The sequence below is a fragment of the Streptomyces diastaticus subsp. diastaticus genome, from assembly GCF_011170125.1.
GTDB classification, from domain to species: domain Bacteria; phylum Actinomycetota; class Actinomycetes; order Streptomycetales; family Streptomycetaceae; genus Streptomyces; species Streptomyces diastaticus.
This window is the reverse complement of sequence record NZ_BLLN01000005.1, coordinates 1,517,579-1,534,914: the sequence shown is the minus strand read 5'-3', so window position 1 is coordinate 1,534,914 and position 17,336 is coordinate 1,517,579. Positions and strand designations below refer to the sequence as shown.

Below are 17,336 nucleotides of genomic sequence, written 5' to 3'. Positions count from 1 at the left end.
CGCCACCGACAACCACCGGTCCACGCCGTGGACACGCAGGTCACACCCGATGCGAGCGGCGCACCATGGACTCATGGAACGGCAGGACGAGACGGACGAGCGGGCCGGGCGGGACGGCCAGGACAGCCGGGGCACCGCCCGTGAATGGGCCCGGCACTGGAGCTGGGAGCCGCTGCCCGGCCTCGACCTGCTGCGCGCCCGCTACATCCGCCACACCTTCCCCCGCCACAGCCACGAGGGCTACACCCTCGGCGCCGTCACCCACGGCGTGGAGCGCGTCGAACTGCCCGGCACCACCCTGCACGCCGGGCCCGGCACCCTCGTCATGGTCAACCCGGAGGTCGCCCACGCCGCTCGCGCGGGCGCCCCCGAAGGCTGGGCGTACGCCACCCTCTACCCCTCCCTCGCCCTGGTCCGCGAGGTCGCCGACGCCACCGGGCACCCGCCCGGCACCCCCGCCTTCGACCGGCCGATCGCCGACGACCCCCGCTCCGGCGGCCTGGTGCGCGCCGTGCACCGCGCCGTCGAACAGGGCGACGCCCTCGCCGCCGACACCCTCCTGCGCGTCCTGCTCGCCCGCCTCCTCAGCCTCTACGGCACCACCGCGCCGCAAGCCGCCGCGGCCTCCGCCGGCCACCGCACCGCCGAACGCGCACGGCTCCTCCTGGAGGAGCGGCTCACCGACCCGCCCTCCCTGGAACAGCTCGCCCAGGCCGTCGGCTCCAGCCCCTTCGCGGTACTGCGCGCCTTCAAGGCCGCCTACGGCATGCCCCCGCACACCTGGCTCACCGACGCCCGGGTCCGCCGGGCCCGCACCCTGTTGCAGACCGGTGTCACCCCCGCCGAGACCGCCACCGCCGTCGGCTTCACCGACCAGCCGCACCTCAACCGCCACTTCACCCGCATCGTCGGCGTCACCCCGGGGGCCTACCGCAGGGCCCGCGGGGCGGGGTGAGGCGGCGAGGCGGGGCGGCCCCGGGGCTCCGTCGGCGCGGTGTACGGGGCGGGCGACCTGCGGGAACGCGGGCTGGACGTGGCGGCGCGCCGCAGGGGGAACGGGGTGCGGGGGCGCGGGCGCGCCGGGCTGGGTGAGGCCGGGGTACGTGGTGGTGCGCCGTGGCCCCCGGGCGCGGGGCGGTGGCCTGAAGACGGGGCCGCTCCGCAGGCCCGGCGGGGTGCTCCGCGCGGCTCCGTCCCAGGCAGCGCCGCGCCGACCGGCTCGGGGCGTACCGACCGCGCAGCGGCGCCCCGTGTCGGCGGTGCGTCGCCCGCCCCGTACGTCGCGCGCCACCTGCGGAGACGCCGGTCGCGTGGACGGCCCCGCTAGGCGTGCGGGAACCTACGGGACGGCACCGTCCGCGTCCCCGGGCCGCCCCGCTGCCGCCTCCGTGGCAGCCCCCTCGTGGCGCCCGGTGTCAGTGCGGCGCCGCAGACCCCGGGCCAAGCCGCATCACCCCGCCTCGCGCCCCACGGGCGCCGCGCCCTCCCCCGCCGGCTCCGCCCGCCCCGTACGTCGCGCGCCACCTGCGGAGACGCCCGTAGCGTGGTCGGCCCGCCAGGCGCGCAAGAACGTACAAGACGGCCCCGCCCCCACCCCGTAGCGTCCCCGGTGTGGCTGAACAGAGGACCCCCACCGATCCCGCCGGGCCGCCGCCCGGCACCCCCGGACCCGAGACGACCCCGGCCGGGAGCACCGCCTCCCGCGCCGCCGGTGACCGCGCGGTGGTGCGGGACGCGCTGGGTGTGGGGCTCGCCGTCGGGCTCTCCGGCTTCGCCTTCGGCGCGACCGCGGCCGGGGCCGGGCTCACCGTGGCGCAGGCGTGCGCGCTGAGCCTGCTGGTGTTCACCGGCGCCTCCCAGTTCGCCCTGGTCGGCGCGCTGGCGGCGGGCGGCAACCCGTTCACCGCCGCCGCCGGGGCCTTCTTCCTCGGCGCCCGCAACGCCTTCTACGGCCTGCGCCTCTCCCAGCTCCTGGCCCTGCCACGCGCCGGGCGCCCCCTCGCCGCCCACTGGGTCATCGACGAGACCTCCGCCGTCGCCCTCGCCCAGCGGGGCCGCCGCCACACCCGCCTCGGCTTCTTCGTCACCGGCGCCACCCTCTACGTGCTCTGGAACGCCACCACGCTCCTGGGCGCCCTCGGCGCGGAGGCGATCGGCGACACCGGCGCCTGGGGCCTCGACGCGGCGGGCCCCGCCGTCTTCCTCGCCCTGCTCGCCCCCATGGTGCGTACCACCCGTGAACGCGTCACCGCCGCGCTCGCCGTCCTCCTCGGCCTCGGCCTGCTGCCGGTCCTGCCCGGCGGCGTCCCCGTCCTCGTCGCCGCGCTCGCCGCCCCCGCCGTGCTGTGGGCGGAAGGCCGCCGCCGGCCCCGCCCCGACACCGCGGGCGAAGAGCCCCGTACCTTTGAGGAGAGCCCCCGATGACCGTCTGGGTCGCCATCGCGCTCACCACCGTCGGCTGCTACGCGTGGAAGCTCACCGGCCTGCTCGTCCCCGCCGGAGCCCTGGAACGCCCCGTCGTCAGGCGGCTCGCCGCCCTGGTCCCGGTGGCCCTGCTCGCCGCCCTCACCGCCCAGCAGACCTTCGCCCAGGGCACCTCGCTCACCCTCGACGCCCGCGCGGCGGGACTGGCGGCCGCCGGGATCGCGCTGCTCCTGCGCGCCCCGTTCCTCGTCGTGGTGGGCGCCGCCGTCGTCGTCACGGCCGGGCTGCGCGCCCTCACCGGCTGACCCGCCGCCCGCCGCGCCGGAGCGCGCCGAGGGATACTGGGCCCATGCGGTTGACGGTTTTCTGGGAACTCATGGCGGACCACTTCGGCGCGGGCTACGCCGAGACGTTCGCCCGCGACCACGTCATGACCGAACTCGGCGGGCGCACCGTGCACCAGGCGCTCGACGCGGGCTGGGAGGCGAAGGACGTCTGGCGGGCGGTCTGCACCGCCATGGACGTCCCCGCCGAGCGCCGCTGAGCCCGCGCGGGAGGCCGCCCGGCCGCCGATGTGACCCGGTCGACCTGCCGCGTCGCCCCGAGCAGTCCCCGGGTGGGCGAGACTGACCCCGTGTCATCGACAGACGAGAGCGCGAGCCCCGACGACCACCCCGCCACCGGCCCCGTTACGGAGCCCGACCGACCGCCCGAGGCGTCGGTCATGCCGCGCTGGCTGCCGCGAGCCATGGTGCTCGCGCTGGCTCTCGTCGCCGCCTTCCAACTGGGCACCTGGGCGTTCCACCAGCTCACCTCGCTGCTGATCAACATCCTGATCGCCTTCTTCCTGGCCCTGGCCGTGGAGCCGGCGGTCAGCTGGATGGCGGCCCGAGGGATGCGCCGCGGCCTCGCCACCGCCACCGTCTTCCTCGGCCTGCTCGTCGCGAGCGCCGGGTTCGTGACCCTGCTCGGCTCGATGCTGGCCGGGCAGATCGTCGACATGGTCGAGGACTTCCCCGAGTACCTCGACTCCGTCATCAGCTGGATCAACCAGACCTTCCACACCGACCTGTCCCGCCTGGAGGTCCAGGACAGCCTGGTCCACTCCGACTGGCTGCGGCGGTACGTGCAGAACAGCGCCACCGGCGTCCTGGACATCTCCGCCCAGCTCCTCGGCGGCCTCTTCCAGCTGCTGACCCTGACCCTCTTCGCCTTCTACTTCGCCGCCGACGGGCCCCGCCTGCGCCGCGCCCTGTGCTCGGTCCTGCCGCCCGCCCGCCAGGCCGAGGTCCTGCGCGCCTGGGAGATCGCCGTCGACAAGACCGGTGGCTACCTCTACTCGCGCGGCCTCATGGCGCTGATCTCCGGCGTCGCCCACTACGTCCTGCTCCAGTGGCTCGGCGTGCCCTACGCCCCGGCCCTCGCCGTCTGGGTCGGTCTGGTCTCCCAGTTCATCCCCACCATCGGCACCTACCTGGCCGGCGCCCTGCCGATGCTCATCGCCTTCACCGTCGACCCCTGGTACGCCTTGTGGGTGCTGGGCTTCGTCGTCGTGTACCAGCAGTTCGAGAACTACATGCTCCAGCCGAAGCTGACCGCGAAGACGGTCGACATCCATCCGGCCGTCGCCTTCGGCTCCGTCATCGCGGGCACCGCCCTCCTCGGCGCCGTCGGCGCCCTGATCGCCATTCCCGCCGTCGCCACCCTCCAGGCGTTCCTCGGCGCCTACGTGCGCCGCTACGACGTCCACGACGAGGCCCGCGTCAGTGGCCACCGGCGCCGGGCACCGGGCCCCGTCCTGGTACGGGTCCGCAAGGCGCTGCGGCTCCCCAACGAGGAGACCGCGGGCCCGGACGTCATCACCCCGGCGGAGCCGCTCCCCGGTGAGGAGGGCGGCGCGACCCGGGCGGACCCCGCCGAGGGGTCGGGTGACGACCGGCCGGAGGGCCGTGGTTAGCCCTGTCCGGCACGAGTGGGCGGGCGGTGGCGCAGGCGCGACTCGGGCGGCGGGGCGTCGCCGTCGGGCAGGAGGCGGACGGGGACGCCCGGGGCCGCCGAAGAGGCGGAGACCGCCACCGGGCAGCACCCGGGTAGTGACCCGGCAGTGCCGGAGCAGGCCCGCCGTGCCGTCACCGGAGTACCTCGTAGGTCAGGTGGGTCGCGTTCGGCGTCGCGGTCACGTTCCGTTGCACCAGTGTGCGCGGGGTGCCGCCGGTGAACAGCGGGGTCCCGGCACCCAGTACGACCGGTGCGAGGTGCAGCGACAGCACGTCGACCAGGCCCGCGTCGAAGGCCGAGCGGACGGTGGCCGCGCCGCCCATCAGGACGACGTCCAGGCCGGTGCCGCTCCTGGCCGAGGCGGCCTCGGCGCGCTCACGCGCGGCGTCGACTGCGTCGTCCAGACCGGTGGTGACGAACGTCCAGTCCAGCTCCGTCAGCCGTAGCGCGGCGGGCGGCTCGCTCGTCACCACGACGAAGGCGGGCCGGCCGGCCTCCCCGGCGCCGTAGCCGGTCTTCTCGTCCCAGCCCCGCGCCCCGTCGACCACGTCGAAGAGGCGGCGGCCGAGGACGACGGCGCCCGAGCGCGCCGTGGCCTCGCCGAGGACCCGCCGGTCCTCGGGGTCCTCGGAGAACGCCCACGTGTGCAGGGCTTCGCCGCCGGTGCCCAGGCCGTTGTCCGGGCCAGGGCCGGGCCCGGTGACGAAGCCGTCCAGAGAGACGGAGATGTCAGCGATGATGCGCGTCATGCCGGGGAAGACCTCCTTGGGCGGCCGGGCACATCGGTCTCAGCAGTCCCCCCGGTCATACGGGAAGCGTCTCCCGGCGCCACGGAAGACGCGCCCGCACCGCTCCGGCGGGGGAACCCGCACGGTCCCGCGCGAGCCGCGCGGGGGCCGTGTGGCACGCTTGACACAAAAATCGAACATCTATTCTTATGAAGAATCTGGCGATGCGGCGCCCGGGATCCAGACGGTTCGCGGCGGAGTTTTCCACAGGCCCGAAGGCGTCGAGGCGCATTGTCAGTGCCAGGCGTTAGCGTTTTCGACGTGAAGCGAACGACTCAAGCAAATCGGGTGGAACCCATGGCTGGAACCGACCGCGAGAAGGCGCTCGACGCCGCGCTCGCACAGATTGAACGACAGTTCGGCAAGGGCGCGGTCATGCGCATGGGCGAGCGGCCGAACGAGCCCGTCGAGGTGATCCCCACCGGCTCGACCGCGCTGGACATCGCCCTCGGCGTCGGCGGCCTGCCCCGCGGCCGCGTCGTCGAGGTCTACGGCCCGGAGTCCTCCGGAAAGACGACCCTGACCCTGCACGCCGTGGCCAACGCCCAGAAGGCCGGCGGCCAGGTCGCCTTCGTCGACGCGGAGCACGCGCTCGACCCGGAGTACGCCAAGAAGCTCGGCGTCGACATCGACAACCTCATCCTCTCCCAGCCGGACAACGGCGAGCAGGCGCTGGAGATCGTCGACATGCTGGTCCGTTCCGGCGCGCTCGACCTGATCGTCATCGACTCCGTCGCCGCCCTGGTGCCGCGGGCCGAGATCGAGGGCGAGATGGGCGACTCCCACGTGGGTCTCCAGGCCCGGCTGATGAGCCAGGCGCTGCGGAAGATCACCAGCGCGCTCAACCAGTCCAAGACCACGGCGATCTTCATCAACCAGCTGCGCGAGAAGATCGGCGTGATGTTCGGCTCCCCGGAGACGACGACCGGTGGCCGCGCCCTGAAGTTCTACGCCTCGGTCCGGATCGACATCCGCCGCATCGAGACGCTCAAGGACGGCACGGACGCGGTGGGCAACCGCACGCGCTGCAAGGTGGTCAAGAACAAGGTCGCTCCGCCGTTCAAGCAGGCCGAGTTCGACATCCTCTACGGCCACGGCATCAGCCGTGAGGGCGGCCTGATCGACATGGGCGTGGAGCACGGCTTCGTCCGCAAGGCGGGTGCCTGGTACACCTACGAGGGCGACCAGCTCGGCCAGGGCAAGGAGAACGCCCGCAACTTCCTCAAGGACAACCCCGACCTGGCCGACGAGATCGAGCGCAAGATCAAGGAGAAGCTCGGCGTCGGCGTGCGTCCCGACGCGGCCGGCTCCGAGGCGGCGACCGACGGCGCGCCCGCCGAGGAGGCCAAGGCGGTGCCCGCCCCCGCGGCCAAGGCGACCCGGGCGACCAAGGCCGCGGCGGCCAAGGGCTGATCCGCCGTGGCGCAGTGGGCCAGGCGTCCGTACGCCGACGACCACCCGCAGGAGCAGGAGGCGCCGCTGTCCGGCGCCCCCTGGTCCGATCCGGACCACGGGGACACCGGAGCGGAAGGTGAGCCGGCCGGTGCGGGGGCCGGCCGGCGGCGGGGGCGCGGAAGCCGCCGGGCCGGCGGTCAGACCGGTGGTTCCTCCTTTCCGTCGAGGGCCGGGAGGGAGGAGCCACCTCAGGACCCGGCGGAGCGTGCCCGTGCCATCTGCCTGCGCCTGCTCACCGGGACGGCGCGTACACGCAGCCAGCTCGCCGAGGCCCTGCGTAAGCGGGAGATCCCCGACGAGGTGGCCGACGAGGTGCTGACCCGCTTCGAGGAGGTCGGCCTGATCGACGACGAGAAGTTCGCGGACGCCTGGGTCGAGTCCCGCCACCACGGGCGGGGCCTGGCACGGCGGGCTCTGGCCCGGGAACTGCGCACCAAAGGCGTCGACGCGGCTGTCGTCGACGAGGCGGTCGCCAAGCTCGACCCGGACCAGGAAGAACGCACGGCGCGGGCATTGGTCGACCGCAAACTCCGCTCGACCCGCGGCCTCGACCGGGACAGGCGGCTGCGACGGCTCGCGGGCATGCTCGCCCGCAAGGGGTACGGGGAAGGGCTGGCGCTGCGGGTCGTGCGCCAGGCGCTGGAGGAGGAGGGCGAGGACGTGGAGGCACACTTCTGGGACGACTGACCGGCGAGGCCCGTTCGTCGGCACGCCTCACCGGTCAGCGTTCCGTCGGCCCCGGCCCGTGCGTTTAGGGGGAGGCGGGGGCGGTGACGGCCAGCCCCGCCGCGCGCCAGGCCTGGAATCCACCGACGAGGTCGGTCGCCCGGTGCAGGCCGAGGTCGCGGAGCGAGGCCGCGGCCAGGCTGGAGGCGTAGCCCTCGTTGCAGATGACGACGATCTGCCGGTCGTGACAGTCCGCCTCGGACAGCCGGTGGGTGCCCTGCGGATCGAGGCGCCACTCCAGTTCGTTCCGCTCGACGACCAAGGCCCCCGGGATCAGGCCGTCCCGGTCGCGGAGGGCGGCATACCGGATGTCCACCAGCAGAGCCCCGTGACGGGCCGCCTCCTGTGCCTGCTCCGGCGAGAGCCGAGTCAGGCGGGAGCGGACGCGCTCCAGGTGGGTGTCTATGGAGACCGGGGCGGTGGTGTCGGCGGGGGTGGTTGCGGGTGCGCTCGGGACGGGCGCGTTCGCAGGAGGGCGCTGGGCCGGCGCATTCGTGGGTGCGTGTGTGGCCGGGCTCGTGGGGGCTGTGTACCTGGCGGTCTCCGGGGGGCCGGGGGTGGGCGCGGTGGCGGGGCCGCCTGTGGTGACTTCCGGCGTGGGCTCCTTGGCAGGCACGGTCGCGGAGGCGTGTGGGGGCGTGGCCGCGGGGGTGCCCGTGGGGTTGCCTGGCGGCGTCCCCACGGGGATGGCCGCGAGGACGCCGTCCGCAGTGGCCGGGGTCGTCGGGTGGTGGTCCGTGAGGTTGTTCGCGGCCGGCGGGGCGGTCACGGAGGTCCTCCCGTCAGCCGTCGGGACGGCCGTGTGACCGGCCGGAACGGGCACGTGGTCCGCCGTGAAGGCGGCCGGGGCGGCCGTGCGGCCGTTCGCCGGGCCGCCCGCAGCGGCTGTGGGCGGGGCTGCCGTGGTGGTCGTGAACCGGGCCGCTGCGGGCGCGGTGGGGGAGGCGCCGATGCGCGGGGGGCGGGGAGCGGGGGAGGCGGGGAGGGTGGGGCGGGGGGAGGGGGCCCCCGGGGAAGCGGAAAGAAACGAGTCCGAGCCGGTCACTGCCAGTCCTCCGGTCGTTCGATGTGCTCCAGCCGAAGTGCCTGCCCCGAGCGGCTGTAGCGGCGCATCAGCGGGAGCGGCGGGTAGTAGGCGTGTACGGATACGGCGTGGTCGTGCGTGGCTGTGTTGAGTACCTGGTGGACGTGGTGCGGCCCGAAGGCGCGACCCTGATCTGGCCCCAACTGCCTTGCCCGATCGGCCCCTTCGGGGATTCGCAGGGTCGTTCCCGGCTCGCCTCCGGCGGGCAGGTGGTGGGCCAGGGCATCCTCGCGGAGGCTTCCCGCGGCGGTGGCGAAGGCGCCGTACGAGCCGCCGTGGTCGTGCCAGCCGGTGCCGGTGCCGGGTGGCCAGCCGATCAGCCATGCCTCGCTGCCGCCCGGCCCGTCGAGGCGGAGCCAGGTACGGCCCTCCGGGTCGAGGGGGAGGCCGGCGACGAGGGAGGTGTCGGCGGCGGCGCGGCGGACGAAGGCGAGCAGTTCCGCCTGCCCGGGGCCGTCAGTGGGGTGGTGGCCGGTCGCTTCGGATGCGGGGAAGGCCGGAGCCGGAACGCCGGCGGGGGCGACCGGGGGAGGGAAGGGGGACACGTGTGCCGTCCTGAGGTTCGCTGAGGACGTACGGGCGGCGGCGCGGGGCACGGGGAAGAGGGAGCGTGCGCGGGGCGGTGAGCCGCGGGCGCGTGGCGGCCACGTACGGGGGAGAGGGTGGCGAAGTCAGCAGCAGGGACGACACACGCAGCCCGCGTAGCGGACGAGGTCCATGTGGACCCTCCGCCACAGGCGCGTCTGGGTGTCGGTCACGCCCCGGAGTAGACCATGGGGCCGAACCATGGTCAACCGGGTGTCCATGCCTCGGTCGTGAGGCCGGACGGGCTGGTACGGCGCCCCGGTGCGGGCTCGCTGGACGGTGCCGGCCCGGGGTGCCGGCGTGCCCGGCGCGGCGGGAAGTGCCAACGGCCCGGCAGGGCGGACGGCCACCGCCGGGGCTGCCCTTGATGAGGAGACCACGAGCGTGGTCACGGGAGTCAGGGGGAGTCGCGGGAGGTCTGGCCCCGCCTGCTGGCCCGACGGCGGCCGTCCCCCTTCCGGCGTCGGCTTGCCCCGGTCACCGTGCCGGCCGTGCGGCCTCCTCCCGGGCACCCGTGTCCGCGCCGCACACCGTGCGTGCCGCCGCCCGTAGCCGGGACTCGTCGACGCCGCTCAGGGCGAGGGCGAGGTGGCCGTCGGGGCGGACCAGCAGCACCGTGTGGGCGGCGGCGCCGGGGTAGGTCTCGGTGACGAGGAGCTCAGCGGGCTGCGGAAGGGCGGCGACGGCCTCGGCCAGGCGCGGCATCACCCCGGCCGTCATCCAGTGCCGGCGGTCCCAGACTCCGGTGCCGGGGGCGACCAGGAGCACCAGCAGGGCGGTGCGGCCCAGGCGGTCGCGGAGCCGGACCGTCGAGCCGTCCTCGGCGGTGACGGGGACATCGGTCACCAGGTCGCCCACGCCCACCTCGGCACCGGCGCCCGGGTGGGCCGGCGCCGGGGTGAGCGGCGAGTGGAGGTGGGCGGGGGGTGCGCCGAGCGGCCCCCGGCCGAGGTGGCCGTCGCTGTACAGCGCCTCGTGGCCGCGCGCCGAACCGGGCAGCAGGGGCCGCAGCGGGGAAGCGCCACGCAGTATCGGCAGAGACTGGTCCGCCGCGCGGAGCCGGGAGGCGACCACGGCGCGGCGCTCCTCCTGGTAGCTGTCGAGGAGGGGCTGCCCGGCGTGCCCGTGCCGGACGAGAGCGAGTTTCCAGGCGAGGTTGCCGGCGTCGCGCAGTCCCTCGTCGACGGCGGGGGTGCCGAGTGCGCCCAGCAGGTGCGCGGCGTCCCCGGCGAGCAGCACCCGCCCCGCGCGCCACCGCCGGGCGAGGCGGTGGTGGACGGTGTGCACGCCGGTGTCGAGGAGTTCGTACGGCGGGGTCGTGCCGTCGGTCCAGCCCGCGAGGGTGGCCCGGACGCGCGCCACCAGCGCTTCGGGGGTGACGAGTTCGCCGCCGGGCGGCAGCAGCCAGTCGATCCGCCAGCGGTCGCCGGGGAGCGGGCGGGCGGTGACCTCGGTGCCGGAGCCGCGCCACGGCGGATTGCGGTGCAGGATCTCCTCGCCGGCGAACGGCAGCGTGCAGCGGACCGCGGCCACGGCGTGCCGTTCGACGGCGGTGCGGCCGGGGAAGCGGATGTCGAGGAGTTTGCGGACGGTGGAGCGGGGGCCGTCGCAGCCGACCAGGTGGCTGCCGTGCCACGTCGCTGTGCCCGCTCCGCCGGAGGGGCCGGGCGCGCCGGTGGAGGCGGACCCGCCGCTTGTGCTGGTGCGGGCGGTGACCCCGTTGCCGTCCTGTTCGATCTCCTCCAGGCGGGTGCCGGGGACGAGACGGGCCAGCGGTTCGCGGTCGAGCGCCTCACGCAGGGCGCGGGTGAGGGCGTGCTGCGGCAGGTGGAGGGGGGCCGGCAGTGCCTCGTCGAAGGTGTGGGCGGCCACTTCCTGGCGGCGGCGCAGCGAGCGTACGCCGGTCAGCCGGGTCCCGCCGCGGGTGAAGCCGGTGCCGGCGAGGCGGGCCGCGAGCGCCGCCGTGTCCTCGCGCAGGACGACGGTGCGGGCCCAGCGTTCCTCGTCGGGGCCGGTGCTCTGGTCGAGGACGACGGTGGGCACCTCGTGGCGGGCGAGCGCCAGCGACAGGGCGAGCCCGGCGGGGCCCGCCCCGACGATGATCACCGGTTCCACGGGGTCGCCTCCCGGGGGGCCTCAGGGGCAGGTGAGAGGGGTGGGGCGGGGCGGGAACTGGCAGCTGGAGCCCGGTGCGCGATCACAGAACGTATGCAACCCATTGCCGCTGTCCGCGTCAAGCGACGGAGGCGGCGACGTGATCGTCGCCGCCTCCGTGGTCCTGCGACTGCCGCAGTGTCCCGCGACAGGTCAGGGGTGGTGCGGTGGGGTGGGGCGGGGCCCCGTCACCGGGCGGGGCCGCCCGCGCCGCCGTCCGGACCGGCGCCGGGCCGGGCCTTGGCGCCGACCGTCTTGGCGTCGTCGACGGCCTCGGCGCCGAGCACGGCACCGCTGGACTTCTTCCGCCGCCGCAGCCACTTCTCCAGCCAGGAGGCGAAGGAGGTGAGGAGCAGGTTGAGCAGGACGAAGATGACCGCCACCACGATGAAGCTCGGGATGGTGTTGCCGTAGAAGGCGCTCATGGTGCCGCGGGAGCGGAGCAGTTCGGTGAAGCCGATCATGGCGCCGCCGAGCGCGGTGTCCTTCACGATGACGACGAGCTGGCTGACGATGGCGGGCAGCATCGCGGTGACCGCCTGCGGCAGCAGGATGTACCGCATCGTCTGGCTCTTGCGCAGGCCGATCGCCCGGCCCGCCTCGGCCTGGCCGCGCGGCAGGGAGAGGATGCCGGCCCGCACGATCTCCGCGAGCACCGAGGCGTTGTACAGGACGAGGCCGGTGACCACGGCGTACAGCGGACGGATGTCGGGCTCGACGGTGCCCGAGTACATCTCGTTGGCGAAGACCATCAGGATGAGGACCGGGATGGCGCGGAAGAACTCCACGACCGTGCCCGCCGGAACCCTGATCCACGCGTGGTCGGAGAGCCGGGCTATGCCGAAGACCGCGCCCAGGGGCAGGGCGATGACCATCGACAGGGCGGCGGCCTTCAGGGTGTTGCCGAGGCCCGGCAGCAGGTAGACGGTCCAGGACGAGGACTCGGTGAAGGGCTTCCACTTGGCCCAGTCGAGGTGGCCCTTGTCGCCGAGGGCGGAGACCAGCCACCAGACGCCCGCCGCCAGCACGGCGGCGAAGACGACGGAGAGGACCAGGTTGCGCGCCTTGGCGCGGGGACCCGGGGTGTCGTACAGAACGGAGCTCATCGCTTCACCGCCAGCCGCTTGCCCAGCCATCCCAGCAGGAGGCCGGTGGGAAGTGTCAGGATCACGAAGCCGAAGGCGAAGACGGCGGTGATCAGCACCAGTTGCGCCTCGTTCTCGACCATCTCCTTCATCAGGAGGGCCGCTTCGCCGACGCCGATCGCCGCGGCGACCGTGGTGTTCTTGGTCAGCGCGATCAGGACGTTGGCCAGCGGGGCGATCACTGTGCGGAACGCCTGCGGCAGCACGATGAGGCTGAGCACCTGGGTGAAGTTCAGGCCGAGGGCGCGTGCCGCCTCGGCCTGGCCCACCGGGACGGTGTTGATGCCGGAGCGCACCGATTCGCAGACGAACGCGGCCGTGTAGACGCTGAGCCCGAGGACCGCCATCCGGAAGGCGATGTCCTTGACGTCGTCGCCGCCGAGGGTGAGCCGGAAGGTGTCGGCCAGGCCCAGCGAGGTGAACACGATGATGACCGTCAGCGGAATGTTCCGGACGATGTTCACGTACGCCGTGGCGAAGCCACGCATGAGGGGCACGGGACTGACGCGCATCGCGGCCAGCACGGTGCCCAGGACCAGGGAACCGGCGCCCGAGAGGAGGGTGAGCTTCACCGTCACCCAGAAGGCCCCGAGCAAGTCATAGTCTTGAAGAAAGTCGAACACGATCTCCCGCGCTCTCGCGTGTTGGGCGGCGCGGCACGCCGCCCGTGTCGGGGCGGCGTGCCGGCAGGACTTCGGTCAGTGCGACCCGCGGGTCACTTGACGACGTCGCCGATCTTCGGGGCGGGGTCGTTCTTGTAGTCGGCCGGGCCGAAGTTGGCCTCGACGGCCTTGTCCCAGCTGCCGTCCTCGACCATCTTCTCCAGGGCCTTGTTGATCTTGTCCTTGAGGTCGGAGCCCTTCTTGACGCCGACGCCGTAGTTCTCGTTGGACAGGCTCAGGCCCGCCAGCTTGAACTTGCCCTTGTACTGCTCCTGCGCTGCGTAGCCGGCGAGGATCGAGTCGTCGGTGGTCAGCGCGTCGACGGCACCGGTCTGCAGGCCCTCCAGGCACTCCGAGTAGCCGCCGTACTCCTTCAGCTCGGCGCCCTTGGCGAACTTCTCCTTGACGTTCTGCGCGGAGGTCGAACCGGCCACCGAACACAGGACCTTGCCGTTGAGGTCCTCGGCCTTGCCGATCTTGTCGTCGGCGCGGATCAGCACGTCCTGGTGGGCGAGGAGGTACGGGCCGGCGAAGTCGACCTTGGCCTCGCGCTCCTCGGTGATCGAGTAGGAGGCCGCGATGAACTCGACGTCGCCGCGCGAGAGGGCGTTCTCGCGGTCGGCGCTCGGGGTCTCCTTGAAGTCGATCTGCTTCTCGGAGTAGCCCAGCTCCTTGGCCACGTAGGTCGCGACGTCCACGTCGAAACCGGAGAAGGTGCCCTGCGGGGTCTTCTGGCCGATGCCGGGCTGGTCGAACTTGATGCCGACCTTGATCGTCTTGCCGCCGCCCTTGCCGCTGTCCTCGGACTCGCCCGATCCGCAGGCGGTGGCGGTCAGGGCGAGGGCGACGACGGCGGCCGAGACGGCCGAGACCTTGCGGAGGTTCATCGTGGACATCCTTTGTGTAGTCAGAGGGTGCGACAGCGCGAACGCGGCCGGGTGAGAGGGCCCTCCCGGAGGGGAGCGGGGTGTCCGCCCGCGGGGACGGGGCGGCTTCGGGCCCCGGGACGCGTCCCGGGGCCGGGCAGGAGGTCTCCTCGGGGGGATGCTCAGTGGTGCAGGATCTTCGAGAGGAAGTCCTTCGCCCGGTCGCTGCGCGGGTTGGTGAAGAACTGCTCGGGGGTCGCCTGCTCGACGATCTGGCCGTCCGCCATGAAGACCACGCGGTTGGCCGCGGAGCGGGCGAAGCCCATCTCGTGCGTGACGACGACCATCGTCATGCCGTCCCGGGCGAGCTGCTGCATGACCTCCAGCACCTCGTTGATCATCTCCGGGTCGAGCGCCGAGGTGGGCTCGTCGAAGAGCATCACCTTCGGCTCCATCGCCAGCGCGCGGGCGATGGCCACCCGCTGCTGCTGGCCGCCGGAGAGCTGGGCGGGGTACTTGTCGGCCTGGTTGGCGACGCCCACCCGGTCGAGCAGCGCGCGGGCCGTCCGCTCGGCCTCGGCCTTGTCCTTCTTGCGGACCTTGATCTGGCCCAGCATCACGTTCTCGAGCACCGTCTTGTGCGCGAACAGGTTGAAGGACTGGAAGACCATGCCCACGTCGGCGCGGAGCCGGGCCAGTTCCCTGCCCTCCGCCGGGAGCGGCTTCCCGTCCAGGGTGATGCTGCCGGAGTCGACCGACTCCAGGCGGTTGATCGTGCGGCACAGCGTGGACTTGCCCGAACCCGAAGGGCCGATGACGACCACGACCTCGCCCCGGGCGATGGTCAGATCGATGTCCTGGAGCACGTGCAGCGCACCGAAGTGCTTGTTGACATTGCTGAGCGCGACCAGTGCGTCTGCCTCTGCCGCGGGAATGGTGTCCTTGGTCACCGATACGTCACTCATCGGGGTCTTGCTCCATCCTCCTCGGTTGGGGAGGACAGTAGTCACGCAGTGCGATCACCGTCATTACATCTGAGCGGAAATTGAGCATAACGATCCGGCTTCAACCGGACACAGGCCGTGAACGGGACGGTCTCCTCGCGTACCGGGTGGATAACGGAACAAGCCCGTGACCCGAAGGCTCTTGACGCGGCCCCCCGCGATCCGCGTGGATGCTCAGTACCCCGCGTCCGCGCCCGAGGCGCGCCGGAGGCGTCCGCGGGCCGGGATCCCGGCCGCGACGGCGCGGGAGGCGAGGCGGCGCCGGCCGCCGAGGACACGACCCTGAGCTACCGAGGAGGCCGGCCGTGAGACTGCTGCTCGTCGAGGACGACAACCACGTCGCGGGCGCCCTCTCCGCGATCCTGTCCCGCCACGGTTTCCAGGTGACGCACGCCCGCAGCGGCGAGGAGGCGCTCACCGCGCTGCTGCCCGCCGGAGGACCGCCCTTCGGCGTCGTCCTGCTCGACCTCGGCCTGCCCGACCAGGACGGCTACGAGGTGTGCGGCAAGATCCGCGCCCGCACCGCCGTGCCCGTCATCATGGTGACCGCCCGCGCCGACGTCCGCTCCCGCATACACGGACTCAACCTCGGCGCCGACGACTACGTGGTCAAGCCGTACGACACCGGGGAACTCCTCGCCCGTATCCACGCCGTGGCCCGCCGCAACCAGCCCGGCGACGCCGACGGCGCCGCCCCCGCCCCCGGCACGCTGGTCCTCGGCACCGTCCGGGTCGAACTGCCCACCCGGCGCGTCAGCGTCGACGGCGAGGTCGTCGCGCTGACCCGCAAGGAGTTCGACCTGCTCGCCCTGCTGGTGCAGCGGCCCGGGGTGGTCTTCCGCCGCGAGCAGATCATCAGCGAGGTGTGGCGCACCAGTTGGGAGGGGACCGGCCGGACGCTGGAGGTGCACGTCGCCTCGCTCCGCTCCAAGCTGCGCCGTCCCGCCCTGATCGAGACGGTCCGCGGCGTCGGTTACCGCCTCGTCGACCCGGCCGCGTAGCGGCCCGTGCGTACCCGCCTGCTCCAGCTCCTCATCACCCTGCTCGCCGTGGTGCTCGTCATGCTGGGCGTGCCCCTCGCCCAGAACGTGGCCGCCGCCGAGCAGCAGCAGGTCGTCGTCGACCGCATCGACGACACCGCCCGCTTCGCCTCCCTCGCCCAGTACGTCACCAAGCGCTCCACCGGCTCCGCGCCGCTCATCGGCAAGGACGAACGCCGCGAGACCCTTCAGCAGGAACTCTCCCGCTACCACGCCGTCTACGGCATCAAGGCCGGGGTCTTCTACCGCAACGGCGACCCGATGGCCCGTGCCCCGCACAACTGGGAGATACCCGAGGCCGGCGCCACCCGGGAGGCGTTCACCACCTCGCTGATGTCCCGCCGCAGCCACGACCCCGGCCAGGTGTGGCCCTGGCAGGAGGGCCGGATCGTCGTCGCCTCCCCGGTGATCCGCGACGGGGACGTGATCGCGGTCGTCGTCACCGACTCCCCGACCGGGGAGATGCGCTCCCGCATCCTGCGCGGCCTGCTGCTGATCGCCGCCGGCGAGGCGCTGGCCATGCTGGTCGCCGTCGCCTTCGCGCTGCGCCTCACCGGCTGGGTCCTCACCCCCGTACGCGTCCTCGACGCCACCACCCACGACATCGCCACCGGGCGCCTCAAGTCCCGGGTGGCGCCCGCCGGCGGGCCGCCCGAGCTGCGCCGCCTGGCCCGCTCCTTCAACGAGATGGCCGACCACGTCCAGGAGGTCCTCGAACAGCAGCGTGCCTTCGTCGCCGACGCCTCCCACCAGCTGCGCAACCCGCTCTCCGCGCTGATGCTGCGCATCGAGCTGCTGGCCCTGGAACTCCCCGAGGGCAACGAGGAGATCGCCTCCGTACGCGCCGAGGGCAAACGCCTGGCCCGCGTCCTGGACGACCTGCTGGACCTGGCCCTCGCCGAGCACGCCGCCCCCGACCTGCACCTCACCGACCTCGGCGAGCTGGCCGAGGAGCGTGCCGCAGCCTGGCGCCCCCTCGCCGAGGAGCACGGCATCCGGCTCGAGGCCCACTGCCCGGCCGTCACCGGCTGGGCCGACCCGGTCGCCTTCTCCAGCGCGCTGGACGCCGTCATCGACAACGCGCTGAAGTTCACCCCCGGTGGCGAGAGCGTCACCGTGCGGGCCGGTTCCGCGGGGGCCGCCACCACGGTCGAGGTGGCGGACGCGGGCCCCGGCCTCACCGACGAGGAACTGGAGCGGGTCGGTGACCGGTTCTGGCGCAGCGGCCGTCACCAGAACGTGCGCGGCTCGGGGCTGGGCCTGACCATCTCCCGGGCGCTGCTCGGCGCGGGCGGCGGCGGCCTGTCGTACGCCCGTGCCGCGGGCGGCGGGCTGAAGGTCACGCTGACGGTGCCCCGGCACGCCCCCGAGGCACCGGGAGCACAGCCTCGGGCGGAGTGAGCCG

Annotated in this window: 18 protein-coding genes; 9 read left to right on the top strand and 9 right to left on the bottom strand. The window is 73.6% G+C overall.

The window, feature by feature from the left end:
- Positions 1-73 precede the first annotated feature (73 nt).
- The 5 genes from Sdia_RS24070 to Sdia_RS24050 all read left to right on the top strand — a co-directional run bounded on the left by Sdia_RS24070 (position 74) and on the right by Sdia_RS24050 (position 4,381).
- Positions 74-955: a helix-turn-helix transcriptional regulator gene (locus Sdia_RS24070; protein ID WP_371874292.1), complete on the top strand. Its 882-nt coding sequence runs from the start codon at positions 74-76 to the stop codon at positions 953-955.
- A 656-nt stretch (positions 956-1,611) separates the two neighbouring features.
- Positions 1,612-2,424, top strand: a complete 813-nt coding sequence (locus tag Sdia_RS24065) for an AzlC family ABC transporter permease (RefSeq protein WP_100457910.1) — start codon at positions 1,612-1,614, stop codon at positions 2,422-2,424.
- Entirely contained in the window at positions 2,421-2,729 is a 309-nt protein-coding gene (locus Sdia_RS24060; RefSeq protein WP_100457909.1) for an AzlD domain-containing protein, read from the top strand. Before Sdia_RS24065 ends, Sdia_RS24060 begins: the two co-directional genes overlap by 4 nt.
- A gap of 44 nt (positions 2,730-2,773) precedes the next feature.
- The gene (locus tag Sdia_RS24055; protein WP_100457908.1) at positions 2,774-2,968 is read left to right on the top strand and encodes a DUF3046 domain-containing protein; all 195 of its coding nucleotides are present in this window, start codon (positions 2,774-2,776) and stop codon (positions 2,966-2,968) included.
- A 90-nt stretch (positions 2,969-3,058) separates the two neighbouring features.
- Positions 3,059-4,381, top strand: coding sequence for an AI-2E family transporter (locus Sdia_RS24050; RefSeq protein WP_370464553.1), 1,323 nt, complete (start codon positions 3,059-3,061; stop codon positions 4,379-4,381).
- Positions 4,382-4,553: 172 nt separating this feature from the next.
- On the opposite strand, the gene Sdia_RS24045 is transcribed toward Sdia_RS24050, so the two are convergent.
- Positions 4,554-5,171 carry a dihydrofolate reductase family protein gene (locus Sdia_RS24045; protein WP_189500572.1) on the bottom strand — a complete coding sequence of 206 codons (618 nt, stop codon included), beginning with the start codon at positions 5,169-5,171 and terminating at the stop codon, positions 4,554-4,556.
- A 336-nt stretch (positions 5,172-5,507) separates the two neighbouring features.
- On the opposite strand from Sdia_RS24045, the gene recA reads away from it, so the two are divergent.
- Together recA and recX are read left to right on the top strand one after the other, a co-directional pair.
- Complete coding sequence (recA, locus tag Sdia_RS24040) at positions 5,508-6,623, top strand: recombinase RecA (protein WP_100457905.1); 1,116 nt, start codon at positions 5,508-5,510, stop codon at positions 6,621-6,623.
- Between the two features lie 6 nt (positions 6,624-6,629).
- On the top strand, positions 6,630-7,352 hold the full coding sequence (gene recX / locus Sdia_RS24035) for a recombination regulator RecX (protein ID WP_100457904.1): 723 nt from the start codon (positions 6,630-6,632) through the stop codon (positions 7,350-7,352).
- Between the two features lie 64 nt (positions 7,353-7,416).
- Here recX and Sdia_RS24030 read toward each other — a convergent pair whose 3' ends face one another.
- From Sdia_RS24030 to Sdia_RS24000, 8 genes are all read right to left on the bottom strand, one after another.
- On the bottom strand, positions 7,417-7,797 hold the full coding sequence (locus tag Sdia_RS24030) for a rhodanese-like domain-containing protein (protein ID WP_115069481.1): 381 nt from the start codon (positions 7,795-7,797) through the stop codon (positions 7,417-7,419).
- A gap of 635 nt (positions 7,798-8,432) precedes the next feature.
- On the bottom strand, positions 8,433-9,020 hold the full coding sequence (locus Sdia_RS24025) for a cupin domain-containing protein (RefSeq protein WP_115069017.1): 588 nt from the start codon (positions 9,018-9,020) through the stop codon (positions 8,433-8,435).
- Between the two features lie 126 nt (positions 9,021-9,146).
- On the bottom strand, positions 9,147-9,263 hold the full coding sequence (locus Sdia_RS30835) for a putative leader peptide (RefSeq protein ID WP_343239288.1): 117 nt from the start codon (positions 9,261-9,263) through the stop codon (positions 9,147-9,149).
- 274 nt (positions 9,264-9,537) lie between these two features.
- On the bottom strand, positions 9,538-11,175 hold the full coding sequence (locus tag Sdia_RS24020; RefSeq protein WP_100457902.1) for an FAD-dependent monooxygenase: 1,638 nt from the start codon (positions 11,173-11,175) through the stop codon (positions 9,538-9,540).
- A 227-nt stretch (positions 11,176-11,402) separates the two neighbouring features.
- Positions 11,403-12,320, bottom strand: a complete 918-nt coding sequence (locus Sdia_RS24015) for an amino acid ABC transporter permease (protein WP_100457901.1) — start codon at positions 12,318-12,320, stop codon at positions 11,403-11,405.
- Positions 12,317-12,982, bottom strand: a complete 666-nt coding sequence (locus tag Sdia_RS24010) for an amino acid ABC transporter permease (RefSeq protein WP_100457900.1) — start codon at positions 12,980-12,982, stop codon at positions 12,317-12,319. The genes Sdia_RS24015 and Sdia_RS24010 overlap by 4 nt, the downstream gene beginning before the upstream one ends.
- A 92-nt stretch (positions 12,983-13,074) precedes the next feature.
- Complete coding sequence (locus Sdia_RS24005) at positions 13,075-13,908, bottom strand: glutamate ABC transporter substrate-binding protein (RefSeq protein WP_100457899.1); 834 nt, start codon at positions 13,906-13,908, stop codon at positions 13,075-13,077.
- Positions 13,909-14,069: 161 nt separating this feature from the next.
- On the bottom strand, positions 14,070-14,852 hold the full coding sequence (locus Sdia_RS24000; protein WP_100457898.1) for an amino acid ABC transporter ATP-binding protein: 783 nt from the start codon (positions 14,850-14,852) through the stop codon (positions 14,070-14,072).
- Between the two features lie 344 nt (positions 14,853-15,196).
- Between Sdia_RS24000 and Sdia_RS23995 the strand changes: the two genes are divergently transcribed.
- The gene (locus Sdia_RS23995) at positions 15,197-15,892 is read left to right on the top strand and encodes a response regulator transcription factor (protein WP_100457897.1); all 696 of its coding nucleotides are present in this window, start codon (positions 15,197-15,199) and stop codon (positions 15,890-15,892) included.
- Between the two features lie 6 nt (positions 15,893-15,898).
- Positions 15,899-17,332 (top strand): ATP-binding protein, encoded by a 1,434-nt coding sequence (locus Sdia_RS23990; protein WP_189500573.1) that lies wholly within the window; start codon positions 15,899-15,901, stop codon positions 17,330-17,332.
- Positions 17,333-17,336 lie beyond the last annotated feature (4 nt).